The organism is Streptomyces sp. NBC_01520 (assembly GCF_045040375.1).
GTDB lineage: Bacteria > Actinomycetota > Actinomycetes > Streptomycetales > Streptomycetaceae > Streptomyces.
The window spans coordinates 4,079,257-4,090,923 of the sequence record NZ_CP109404.1; the positions used below are offsets into that span (position 1 = coordinate 4,079,257).

13 protein-coding genes are annotated in these 11,667 nt (G+C 67.5%); 8 read left to right on the top strand and 5 right to left on the bottom strand.

Annotated elements, in window-relative coordinates; genetic code table 11:
* Positions 1-18 precede the first annotated feature (18 nt).
* From rnpA to OG524_RS18320, 8 genes are all read left to right on the top strand, one after another.
* On the top strand, positions 19-390 hold the full coding sequence (rnpA, locus tag OG524_RS18285; protein ID WP_384494704.1) for a ribonuclease P protein component: 372 nt from the start codon (positions 19-21) through the stop codon (positions 388-390).
* Positions 387-734 (top strand): membrane protein insertion efficiency factor YidD, encoded by a 348-nt coding sequence (gene yidD / locus OG524_RS18290; RefSeq protein ID WP_405389763.1) that lies wholly within the window; start codon positions 387-389, stop codon positions 732-734. Before rnpA ends, yidD begins: the two co-directional genes overlap by 4 nt.
* A 3-nt stretch (positions 735-737) precedes the next feature.
* On the top strand, positions 738-2,003 hold the full coding sequence (gene yidC / locus OG524_RS18295) for a membrane protein insertase YidC (protein WP_405811095.1): 1,266 nt from the start codon (positions 738-740) through the stop codon (positions 2,001-2,003).
* 14 nt (positions 2,004-2,017) lie between these two features.
* Positions 2,018-2,527, top strand: coding sequence for a protein jag (locus OG524_RS18300; protein WP_384494710.1), 510 nt, complete (start codon positions 2,018-2,020; stop codon positions 2,525-2,527).
* 109 nt (positions 2,528-2,636) lie between these two features.
* Positions 2,637-3,353 (top strand): 16S rRNA (guanine(527)-N(7))-methyltransferase RsmG, encoded by a 717-nt coding sequence (gene rsmG / locus OG524_RS18305; RefSeq protein WP_405389761.1) that lies wholly within the window; start codon positions 2,637-2,639, stop codon positions 3,351-3,353.
* A gap of 293 nt (positions 3,354-3,646) precedes the next feature.
* Complete coding sequence (locus tag OG524_RS18310; RefSeq protein ID WP_405393155.1) at positions 3,647-4,723, top strand: ParA family protein; 1,077 nt, start codon at positions 3,647-3,649, stop codon at positions 4,721-4,723.
* Positions 4,720-5,811 (top strand): ParB/RepB/Spo0J family partition protein, encoded by a 1,092-nt coding sequence (locus tag OG524_RS18315; protein WP_405389760.1) that lies wholly within the window; start codon positions 4,720-4,722, stop codon positions 5,809-5,811. The genes OG524_RS18310 and OG524_RS18315 overlap by 4 nt, the downstream gene beginning before the upstream one ends.
* A 305-nt stretch (positions 5,812-6,116) precedes the next feature.
* Positions 6,117-6,734 (top strand): GNAT family N-acetyltransferase, encoded by a 618-nt coding sequence (locus OG524_RS18320; RefSeq protein WP_405389759.1) that lies wholly within the window; start codon positions 6,117-6,119, stop codon positions 6,732-6,734.
* A 92-nt stretch (positions 6,735-6,826) separates the two neighbouring features.
* On the opposite strand, the gene trxA is transcribed toward OG524_RS18320, so the two are convergent.
* The 5 genes from trxA to OG524_RS18345 form a co-directional block, all read right to left on the bottom strand.
* Positions 6,827-7,159 (bottom strand): thioredoxin, encoded by a 333-nt coding sequence (trxA, locus tag OG524_RS18325; protein ID WP_405389758.1) that lies wholly within the window; start codon positions 7,157-7,159, stop codon positions 6,827-6,829.
* A 44-nt stretch (positions 7,160-7,203) separates the two neighbouring features.
* A complete protein-coding gene (gene trxB / locus OG524_RS18330; RefSeq protein ID WP_405389757.1) occupies positions 7,204-8,175 on the bottom strand; it encodes a thioredoxin-disulfide reductase in 972 nt (323 codons plus the stop codon).
* A gap of 123 nt (positions 8,176-8,298) precedes the next feature.
* On the bottom strand, positions 8,299-9,222 hold the full coding sequence (locus OG524_RS18335; RefSeq protein WP_405811099.1) for an anti-sigma factor family protein: 924 nt from the start codon (positions 9,220-9,222) through the stop codon (positions 8,299-8,301).
* Positions 9,219-9,920, bottom strand: coding sequence for an RNA polymerase sigma factor SigM (gene sigM / locus OG524_RS18340; RefSeq protein WP_405389755.1), 702 nt, complete (start codon positions 9,918-9,920; stop codon positions 9,219-9,221). Before sigM ends, OG524_RS18335 begins: the two co-directional genes overlap by 4 nt.
* 26 nt (positions 9,921-9,946) lie before the next feature.
* Entirely contained in the window at positions 9,947-11,647 is a 1,701-nt protein-coding gene (locus OG524_RS18345) for a serine/threonine protein kinase (protein WP_405811101.1), read from the bottom strand.
* Positions 11,648-11,667 lie beyond the last annotated feature (20 nt).

Consider the following 11,667-nt stretch of genomic DNA (forward strand, 5'->3'; position numbering starts at 1 on the left):
CGTCAACAGGTCCATGACGTGCTGCCTACCGAGAATCGGCTGAGGCGGCGCGAGGACTTCGCGACCGCGGTACGACGAGGACGTCGAGCAGGACGTCCGCTACTGGTCGTCCATCTGAGCAGCGGTGTAACGGACCCGCACGTGGCGGGGGAGAGTGCTCCCCCGCCACGTGCGGGTTTCGTTGTCAGCAAAGCAGTGGGCGGAGCGGTCGTCCGCACCGCGGTGAAGCGCAGGCTTCGCCATCTGGTCCGTGACCGGCTGGCTCAGTTGCCCCCCGGTAGCCTTGTTGTCGTACGAGCGCTGCCCGGATCGGGCGACGCCGACCATGCACAGCTGGCCCGAGACCTGGACGCCGCCCTGGAGCGGCTTCTGGGAGGGGGCGCGCGATGAAGTACCCGCTGCTGGCTCTTATCAAGCTGTACCAGTGGACGATCAGCCCACTTCTCGGGCCTGTCTGCCGTTACTACCCGTCGTGTTCCCACTATGGATATACGGCGATCGACCGGCACGGTGCGATCAAGGGAACGGCGCTGACCGCTTGGCGCATCCTTCGCTGCAATCCGTGGTCACCCGGCGGCGTGGATCACGTACCGCCACGCAAACGTCCGCGTTGGCACGAACTGCTGCGCGGCGGCAAGGGCGGGGACTCAGCCGCCGCTGTGCCTCCCGGGGGGTCGGTCTCCGAACCCCCGAGCCCGGCCACAGAGACCTCGCCCAAAGCTCAAGGAGCCTGATTAGTGGACACGATTGCCAGTCTGTTCAGCTTTATCACCACACCTGTCTCGTGGGTCATCGTCCAGTTCCACAAGTTGTACGGGGCGCTCTTCGGCGACGACACGGGCTGGGCCTGGGGCCTGTCCATCGTGTCCCTGGTGGTCCTGATCCGGATCTGCCTGATCCCGCTCTTCGTGAAGCAGATCAAGTCGACCCGCAACATGCAGGTGCTCCAGCCGAAGATGAAGGCGATCCAGGAGCGCTACAAGAACGACAAGCAGCGTCAGTCCGAAGAGATGATGAAGCTGTACAAGGAGACGGGTACCAACCCGCTCTCCTCGTGCCTTCCCATCCTGGCGCAGTCCCCGTTCTTCTTCGCCCTGTATCACGTGCTGTCGTCCATCGCCTCGGGCAAGACGATCGGCGTCATCGACCAGCCGCTGCTGGACAGCGCCCGGCAGGCACACATCTTCGGGGCCCCGCTGGCCGCGAAGTTCATGGACAGCGAAGAGAAGGTCGCGGCGCTCGGCGCCTCGCTGACCGACGTCCGTGTCGTCACCGCGATCATGATCGTGATGATGTCCGCGTCGCAGTTCTTCACCCAGCGCCAGCTGATGACGAAGAACGTCGACCTGACCGTGAAGACCCCGTACATGCAGCAGCAGAAGATGCTGATGTACATCTTCCCGCTGATCTTCGCCGTCATGGGTATCAACTTCCCCGTCGGTGTCCTCGTGTACTGGCTGACCACCAACGTCTGGACCATGGGTCAGCAGATGTACGTGATCAACCAGAACCCGACGCCGGGCAGCAAGGCGCAGGACCAGTACCTGGGACGTGTGCTGAAGAGCGTCACCTCCCACGGCCAGGTGCGCGGCAGGACGCGGCGTAACACGGTCAAGCGGATCGTCGCCAAGGGCCCCGACCGCAACGACATCGAGCGCAAGTTCATCACCGGTCTGTCCAAGCTGGGCCTCGCGGCGCAGGAGGACGGAACCGTCGCGAAGAGCGAGGCCGCCGTCACCGAGGCCGAGGGTGGCGCCGCGCCGAAGAGGCAGCAGCCCAAGCGTCAGACCAAGGCGAAGCGTCACACGGCTGCCACGCAGCCGGGAACGGCCAAGGACTCCGAGCCGGCCGAGCCCGGAGCCAAGACCTCGCTGGAGAAGCACTCCGCATCGCAGGATGACAAGTCGAAGCCGGCGGGCAAGTCCGCGTCCGGTTCCTCACGCCAAGCCAAGTCCGGACAGCGCAAGGGCCCGCAGCGGCCCAAGCACCCGTCCAAGAAGTAAGAAGGAGTCCATCCGTGACGGAAGGCACCACCACCACGGCCGCTGAGGGCAGCGACACCCTGACCCGCCTGGAGCAGGAAGGGGAGATCGCGGCCGACTACCTCGAGGGTCTGCTCGACATCGCCGACCTCGACGGCGACATCGACATGGATGTCGAGGCGGACCGGGCAGCGGTCTCGATCATCAGTGAATCGGCGCGTGACCTGCAGAAGCTTGTGGGACGCGACGGTGAGGTGCTGGAGGCGCTCCAGGAGCTGACCCGCCTGGCCGTTCACCGGGAGACCGGTGACCGCAGCCGTCTGATGCTGGACATCGGCGGCTTCCGTGCCAAGAAGCGTGAGGTCCTGGCCGCGCTGGGTGCCAAGGCCGCGGACGAGGTCAAGAGCTCGGGTGAGCCGGTGAAGCTGGAGCCGATGACGCCGTTCGAGCGCAAGGTCGTGCACGACGCGATCGCGGCAGCGGGTCTGCGCAGCGAGTCCGAGGGCGAGGAGCCGCAGCGCTTCGTCGTCGTTCTCCCGGCCTGACCGAACCCTTGTACTGTCGGCCCCGTCTGTTCGCAGGCGGGGCCGATCTTTGTCAGCCTGATAGTCAGCCACCCACAGTGCGCTAGTGCGGTACGGAAGGACGGTCCCCGTGACGGAGGCAGCAGGGCTCCCTCAGGCGCCCCAAGAGGCGCAGGCGGTATTCGGTGAGTTCTTCCCAGAAGCTGTCCGGTACGCGGAGCTGCTCGCGGACGCGGGGGTCAAGCGAGGGCTGATCGGCCCTCGCGAGGTGCCGCGTCTGTGGGAGCGCCACCTGCTGAACTGCGCCGTGCTCTCCGAAGTGGTTCCCGAGGGCGTCACGGTGTGCGACGTGGGGTCCGGGGCGGGCCTTCCCGGCATTCCCCTGGCACTGGTACGCCCCGACCTCAAGATCACCCTGCTCGAGCCGCTGCTGCGCCGGACGAACTTCCTGCAGGAGGTCGTCGAGCTGCTGGGCCTGGATCATGTGACGGTCGTCCGTGGCCGGGCCGAGGAAGTGCTCGGGACGCTCCAGCCCGTCCATGTGGTGACAGCCCGAGCGGTGGCCCCGCTCGACCGGCTTGCCGGGTGGGGGGTGCCCCTGCTGCGTCCGTACGGAGAGATGCTGGCGCTCAAGGGCGGCACCGCCGAGGAGGAGATTCAGGGGGCGCGTGCCGCCCTGAGCAAGCTCGGGGTGGTGGAGACCGAGGTGCTGCACGTCGGTGAGGGCCTCGTCGATCCGGCGGCCACGGTGGTGCGTGTCGTGGTCGGCGAGAGTCCGGGCGGTGTGAGGTTCGCCGCAAAGCGAGCCAAGGCCGCGCGGGTCAGCCGGACGCGCCGACGCCGCTGAGACCTGACGGACAGAGATGGTCCGGCTGGTTTTTCCGCATATCGGATTTTCCTTGGTGATGCTCCAAGGAAGCGGCGATATGTTCCACCTGCGGAGTGTCGAGAGCCTGCCGCTTGTGCTGCACAGGCATCGTGTTTCACGTGAAACGTCGCTCTCTGCTGCAGGGAATCATCGACCGTGGTCGTGCGGCTGCCGCGCCGCGGGATCGCAAGCCCGTAAGGGTTGCCGTGTTGTCCACAGAAGCGGATTCATCCACAGAACAGTCGGCCTCGCTGGTTCGTGACCCCAAAAGCATGGCAGGCTCTGTTCATTGCGAGCCTGAAGTCGAGGAGAGTGAATCCTTGCGGTCCGACGCCGAGATCGCGGGACCGATGACCGATCCGGTCCCCGGTCCCCGTACCGAGTCCGCGGGGGACGGTGTTTCACGTGAAACACCGCCTCCGATGGACGACACACCTATCGGTCGTGCGGCCCAGCTGGCGGTTGAGGCCCTTGGCCGCGCCGGCGAGGGGCTGCCTCGACCTGACCGGACACGCGTCATCGTCGTGGCCAACCAGAAGGGCGGGGTAGGGAAGACGACCTCCACGGTCAACCTTGCCGCTTCACTCGCCCTGCATGGTGCGCGCGTCCTGGTGGTGGACCTCGACCCGCAGGGCAACGCCTCCACGGCCCTGGGGATCGACCACCACGCGGAAGTCCCCTCCATCTATGACGTCCTGGTGGAGAGCATGCCGCTCTCCGAAGTGGTCCAGCCCGTTCCGGACGTCGAAGGCCTCTTCTGTGCCCCGGCCACCATCGATCTCGCCGGTGCGGAGATCGAGCTGGTGTCTCTGGTGGCACGGGAGAGTCGACTGCAGCGGGCGATTCAGGCGTATGAGCAGCCGCTGGACTACATCCTCATCGACTGCCCGCCGTCGCTCGGTCTGCTGACGGTCAACGCGATGGTGGCCGGCGCCGAGGTGCTCATCCCGATTCAGTGCGAGTACTACGCGCTGGAGGGTCTCGGACAGCTGCTGCGCAACGTCGATCTCGTCCGGGGGCACCTCAACCCGGATCTTCATGTGTCGACGATCCTGCTCACCATGTACGACGGGCGGACGAGGCTCGCCTCACAGGTGGCTGAGGAAGTGCGCAGCCACTTCTCCAAGGAAGTGCTGCGCACGAGCATTCCGCGGTCGGTGCGCATTTCCGAGGCGCCGAGCTACGGGCAGACGGTGCTGACCTACGATCCGGGTTCCAGTGGATCACTCTCCTACCTCGAGGCAGCCCGGGAGATCGCCCTCAGGGGCGTGGGGATGCATTACGAGGCGCAGCAGGCCCACACGGGCGTTCAGAACAGCCGGCAGATCAACTCGGAGGGCATGCAGTGAGCGAGCGTCGTAGAGGGCTGGGGCGTGGGCTCGGTGCACTGATTCCCGCGGCTCCTCAGGAGAAGCAGGTATCGGCTCCTGGTGCGGGCGCGGGTGCGTCCCCCGTACTGACCGCCGAGCGGGGTGTGGCCGCCGCGAAGGTGGCAGCGCTGCCCTCCGGTCCGATGGTTCCGGAGCCGAGCTCCCCGGCCGTGGGGTTGGAGACGGTCGCCGAGCCGACCGGCTCCGCGGGGGCGTACTTCGCTGAGCTCCCCCTTGATTCGATCACGCCGAACCCCCGGCAGCCTCGTGAGGTGTTCGACGAGGACGCCCTGGCCGAGCTGGTCACCTCGATCAAGGAGGTCGGTCTCCTCCAGCCTGTCGTCGTCCGCAAGGTGGCTGACGACCGCTACGAGCTCATCATGGGTGAGCGTCGCTGGAGGGCCTGCGGTGAGGCGGGGCTGGACCGTATCCCGGCGATCGTCCGGGCGACCGACGACGAGAAGCTGCTTCTGGACGCGCTCCTGGAGAACCTCCACCGGGCCCAGCTGAACCCTCTGGAGGAGGCGGCGGCGTACGACCAGCTGCTGAAGGACTTCAAGTGCACGCATGACCAGTTGGCGGACCGGATCGGGCGGTCCCGTCCTCAGGTGTCGAACACACTGCGTCTGTTGCGGCTCTCCCCGCCGGTGCAGCGCAGGGTCGCCGCCGGGGTTCTGTCGGCCGGCCACGCACGGGCCCTGTTGTCGGTGGACGACTCGGACGAGCAGGACCGGCTGGCTCACCGCATCGTGGCCGAAGGGCTGTCCGTGCGTGCGGTCGAGGAGATCGTGAACCTTCTGGGTTCCGAGCCCACGAGTTCCGCGAAGCCGAGAGGGCCTCGTGCGGGCGGACGGGTCTCGCCGGCACTGACCGATCTGGCATCCAGGCTCTCCGACCGTTTCGAGACGCGGGTGAAGGTGGACCTCGGGCAGAAGAAGGGGAAGATCGTCGTCGAGTTCGCCTCGATGGAGGATCTGGACAGGATCCTCGGCAGCCTCGCCCCGGGTGAGGGGCGCGTGTTGGACCGGAGTGCCGAGGACGAGCAGGCCGAGGCCGACGAAGGCTGAACGTGCGGAAGATATAGGGCGGGCTGTGTGCCGGTGAAGATCCCGGAACACAGCCCGCCCTTTGCTCTCTCTCGGTATCCGCATCACGTCTGGGTGGATACGATGCGTTCTGGTATGGCGTATCCACCACCGTGATCCACCTCAGAGGAGGCGGGGGCCGTGCGATCAGTGAATCGCAGCCACCTGGTGACAGTCGGGTTGGGGCTTGGCGCTGTCGGAGGGTTTGTCGGCAGCTTGTTCCGCGAACGGAGTGTGCTGGCAGCCGCACGTGATGCGGCGGGCGCAGAAAGCGAGGAATCGCCTTCATGGGGCGACGGCTTGTACCGCTCACACTGGACAACCTTCCGGATCTCCCCAGGCGATGCCGTTCGTGTGTCTTCTGGGAACTTGATCCGGTCAGCGGGGAAGCTGCGATAGAAGCAGGTAGATCCGGGCTCGAGAAGGAAGCCTGGATCTCGGCGGTGCTCCTCGAATGGGGTTCCTGCGGGCGGGTCGTCTATGTGGATGATGTCGCTGCCGGCTTCGTTCTCTACGCACCGCCCGCATACGTTCCCCGGGCCATGGCGTTTCCCACCAGCCCCGTCTCCCCCGATGCCGTACAGCTGATGACCGCGTTCATCCTGCCGCGGTTCCAGGGGCAAGGGCTCGGCCGGGTGATCGTGCAGACAGTCGCCAAGGACTTGTTGCTGCGGGGCTTCAAGGCGATCGAGGCCTTCGGCGATGCCCGCTGGAAGGAGCCTGCGTGTGTCCTCCCGGCGGATCACCTTCTCGCGGTGGGCTTCAAGACGGTGCGCCCCCACCCCGCATACCCGCGGCTGAGGCTGGAGCTGCGTACGACGCTCTCCTGGAAGGAGGACGTCGAGCTGGCGTTGGACCGACTGCTGGGTGCTGTGCAGAAGGAGCCAGCGCTGCGGCCTCTGTGAGCCCGCTCGTGTTCCGTTCGGGTCGCCGACGCAGAACGGGCCCGCCCCCGGAGGGCGAGCCCGTTTCACGTGAAACAGTGTGTGCCGCTGTACTACTCGCTGATGAAGGGCTCGAGGTCGCGGAGGATCGCGGCCTTCGGCTTGGCGCCGACGATGGTCTTGGCGACCTCGCCGCCCTGGTACACGTTGAGCGTGGGGATGGACATCACGCCGTACTTTGCCGCAGTGGCCGGGTTCTCGTCGATGTTGAGCTTGACGATCTCGATCTGGTCGCCGTGCTCGGCCGCGATGGCCTCCAGGGAGGGGGCGATCTGACGGCACGGGCCGCACCAGGCAGCCCAGAAGTCCACGAGTACGGGCTTCTCGCTCTTCAGGACATCCTCGTCGAAGGAGTCGTCGGTCACGTTCTTCAGGGCGCCGGCCACGGCGGCCTCCTTAAATTCGCTGGAGTGTGGGGTGAGGGGGAGCGTCAGACCGCGGGGGTCTTCTCCGGCTCGGCGAGCTTTTCGTCGTCGAGCGCGGCCAGGAAGCGCTCGGCGTCAAGGGCTGCGGTGCAGCCGGTCCCGGCAGCGGTGATGGCCTGTCGGTAGGTGTGGTCGACGACGTCGCCGGCGCCGAAGACACCCTTCAGGTTGGTGCGCGTCGAGGGGGCCTCGACCTTGAGGTAACCCTCGTCGTCGAGTTCGAGCTGGCCCTTGAAGAGCTCGGTGCGGGGGTCGTGGCCGACAGCGATGAACAGGCCGGTCACCGCGAGATCGGACGTCTCACCGTTCTTGGTGTTCCGCAGGGTCAGGCTCGCGAGCTTCTGATCGCCGTGGATCTCGGCGACCTCGCTGTCCCAGGCGAACTTGATCTTAGGGTTGGCGATGGCGCGTTCCTGCATCGTCTTGGAGGCGCGCAGGGAGTCACGGCGGTGGACGATCGTGACGGACTTGGCGAACCGGGAGAGGAAGGTCGCCTCCTCCATGGCCGTGTCACCGCCACCGATGACGGCGATGTCCTGGTCCTTGAAGAAGAAGCCGTCACAGGTGGCACACCAGGAGACACCGCGTCCGGAAAGGGCGTCCTCGTTCGGCAGGCCGAGCTTGCGGTGCTGCGATCCCGTGGTGACGATGACGGCCTTGGCGCGGTGCACCGTGCCCGCGGTGTCCGTGACGGTTTTGATGTCGCCCGTGAGGTCGACGGAGATCACGTCGTCGGGGATGAGTTCGGCACCGAAGCGCTCGGCCTGGGCGCGCATGTTGTCCATGAGATCGGGGCCCATGATGCCGTCCTGGAAGCCCGGGAAGTTCTCTACGTCGGTGGTGTTCATCAGCGCACCGCCGGCGGTCACGGCGCCCTCGAACACCAGGGGCTTCAGCGACGCGCGAGCGGTGTACAGGGCGGCGGTGTAACCGGCCGGCCCGGACCCGATGATGATCACATTACGGACGTCGGTCACGGTTTCTTCCTCGTCTCTGCGGACTGCCTGCTGCCTACTGGGGTCTGTTCCACGACTCACCCCACCCAACGGATCCTACGGGGCATGCATTCCCGAACACCGCACCGGCTTTTGCCAGGGCGCTCAGGGGCGCGGGTAGGAATCCGTGAGCAGCAGCTGTCCCTTTGCCGCGGGCGTGGTCCCCACGCACGCGGCGTCGACGACATAGGCCTGGACGCGGCTCGCGTCGGTCGGGTGGGGCAGGACGACGAGGAAAGCGGCTGTGCCTCGGTAGCTGCCTTCCTCCACGGCGAGGGCGGGGGCGTTGCGCCCTGTTCCCTCCTGGACGCACGGCGGTACGTCCACGACGGGAGTGCGCAGAGGAGTGCGGGGAGGGGCGGAGTCGGGTGACATGTTCCGCGGAGACGACTTGGTGTCCGTGGACGGCTTCGTCACGGCGGATCCAGGAGTTTCAGGGGCTGCCGTCTCGCTCAGGAGCGCATGGACCTGGCCTTCGAGCGTCTCCTCCGAGAAATCCCCTGTGCTCTTCTCGGCAGCACTCACGCCGTGGTCGGCCGCACTCTTGGACGCGTTCTGGGACTCCTGGACCGACTGCAGCAGGAAGACGCTCATGCCGACGAACGCTGCCCCGAAGGCGGTACCCAGGATCACCGTGCGGCGCCGACGCCGGGCCGGACGCCGGCCGGGTCCTGTTGCGCCCCGGGGGCGGCCTGCGGGACGAGCTGCGGCTGGGTTCTCCGGAGGCTGGTCGTATGTTTCACGTGAAACAGAACCTGCGGTGTCCTGTGTTCCGGCGGTGGCGAGTGATTCGGCCGCCAGCGCCACGTCGATCCGGTCGGCGATGTCCTCCGGCATCCGCTCGTGAGCGGGCAGGGTGCCGAGCAGGGAGCGGATCTCCTCCAACGAGGAGTGCACATCGCCGCACTGGACGCAGGTGTCGATGTGGAGGCGGAGTTCCGCTGCCCGCGAAGGAGGGAGAAGGCCTTCGGCGAAGTCGGAGATCTCCGAGACGTCCGGGTGCTGAGCCCTGTCGGCTGTGGATGTCATGCGCGGCCTCCTCCCTTGACAGCAGCAGGGTCGCTTTCCCCTGCATCCCTTGGTCCTGACACCGGTGGGACGGATGCCCCCTGCGTCCGGTTCCTCTCCCTGACGCCGTCCTCGCCGGCCCCCCTGTCGCTGCGCAGATGGGTGAGCAAGGGAAGCAGTCTGGCCCGGCCTCGCGCACAGCGGCTCTTCACGGTGCCGGTCGGCACGTCGAGGATGCGGGCAGCCTCCGCGACGGGGTAGGCCTGCATGTCCACGAGGACGAGAGCGGCCCGTTGCTCTGCGGGGAGAGTGGCCATGGCCGCCAGGAGTTCGCGGTGCAGGTCCTGCCGCTCGGCGGGAGCTTCGGCGGACTCGTGCGGCTCCAGGAGCTGATCCAGGCGCTCCGCGTCGTCGACCGGCGCGGTTTTGCGCGAGGCCGCCTTGCGGGCACGATCGAGACAGGCGTTCACGGTGATCCGGTGCAGCCAGGTGGTGACGGCGGACTGCCCGCGGAACGTGTGGGCGGCGCGGAAGGCGGAGACAAGGGCGTCCTGCACCGCGTCGGCCGCTTCCTCACGGTCGCCCAGCGTGCGGAGCGCCACGGCCCAGAGCCGGTCGCGGTGCCGCCGCACGAGCTCACCGAAGGCGTCCGGTTCGCCTGCGACGTGCTGAGCCAGTAGATCCTGGTCGCTGATGCCGGCGAATCTGGTGTCTTCCAACGGTGAGCCCCCTCCCCTTGGTCCCGTCAGCTGGTGATCTTGATGTCCGAGACCTTGCCCCGGTACCTGCCGTCGTCACTGCTCAGCGGCAGCTCGGTCAGCCAGACCAGAACGTACCGTGCCCGCACCTGCTTGTCGGGCTTGAGGGACACCTTTGTTCCGGAGCCCTGTGCGACTTTGGTGAAGCCGTCGGGTGCCTGTGGAGCGGACGAGCTGTCGGTGGTCCTCAGTTCGACCGAGGTGCTGCCCCCGAGGAAGGACACGTCGACGTTGCCCACCGCCTGGACCTTGCCGAGGTCGAGGACGATTCCCACGCCGTCCTTGAGGTTGCCGAAGGCGGTGGTGTAGTAGCCGTCGGTGCTCCAGTACGAGCCGGCGTCCCCGTCGTAGGCGTTCTTTATCGACGCGGGTTTTTCCGAACCATCCGTGCCCTGGGGGTCGAAGTCCCAGGCTCCGGCGATGCTGACGGGCTTGCTGGGTTCGACGGCCTTCTTGTCGGTGCCGTCGTCCGTGGTCTGTGTGGGGGCGGGTTCGCCGGAGTCGTTGCGCCGGTCGAGGAGAGTCTCCGCCAGCTGCCAGCTGCCGAGGCCGAGTGCGGCGATCAGCAGTGCGGACACGGCCCACTTGAGTGCCTTGCCGGTGCGGCTCTGGAGAGGCGGCGGGGGCGTGGCCATCACCGGCTGCGTCGTGGAGAGGGGACGTGCCGACGGGCGCCCGTAGGTGCCCTGCTGGTAGGTCGTGCGCTGGTACTGGGGCGGAGCGGTGAAAGTGGGCTCAGGGGGCAGGATGCGCGGCATGGCCGCGACGGCCTTGGCCAGCTCGTCCGGTGTGGTGCACGGCTGTTCCTGCCGTGACGCGGTGGCGCCGTCGTTGGCGAGCGCGCGCATGGCGAGCTCCGAGAGACCCCGGTGGACCCCTGCCCGTACCTGGTCCGGAGGGATGAGCCCCAGGTCCTTCGGGAGCCCGGAGAGCCCGTAGGCGTCGCTCTCGTACGGCCAGCGACGGGTCAGCGCCGCGTAGAGGAGGGCGCCGATCGCTTCCGTGTCCGTGCGCAGCGGGTAGTCGGAGGTGATGCCGCGCAGCGCCGCGTTGACCGCGAGACCGCGGATTCGGTACTGCCCGGTCGAGCTGCGCAGTACGGCTCCGGGGGTGAGGCGCAGATGTGCGAGGCCTTCCCGGTGGGCGGCGGCCATGGCCTGCGCGATCTGGCTCACGAGCTGGTAGGCGTCGTGGGCCTCCAGTGGACCCGCGGCCAGCAGGGCTGTGAGCTCGGTGGCGTCCGGGAGCCATTCATGGACCACGTAGACGAGGTCGTCCTCCTCCACCGCGTCCAGTACCTGGACGAAGCGCGGGTCACCGAGCAGCGCGGAGGAGCGGGCCGCGGCCAGCACCGAGCGGGCGCGTGGATGATCGGCGGGAAGCAGATGGACACCCACCGCACGGCGCAGCTTCTCGTCGACGGCGCGCCAGCTGCTGAATCCGTCCAGACGGGTGACGCACTCCTCGAGGCGGTAGCGTCCGGCCAGTTTGTGGCCGCTGTGCAGATCCGGTGCCGCCGGTACGGCGGCCGGGCTGCTCTGCCCGCCGTCCGTGCTCTCCGGGCCGGCGCCTTCGGTGTCCTGGGCTTGGGCCGTGCCGTCGGTCGTGGCCTCGTCCGCCTTGGCGGCCAGCGGCTCGTCGCCACTGTTGTCGGCCACGTCGACAGCAGCCGTGCTACGTTCCGCCACCGTCGTTCCTGCCTCCCCAG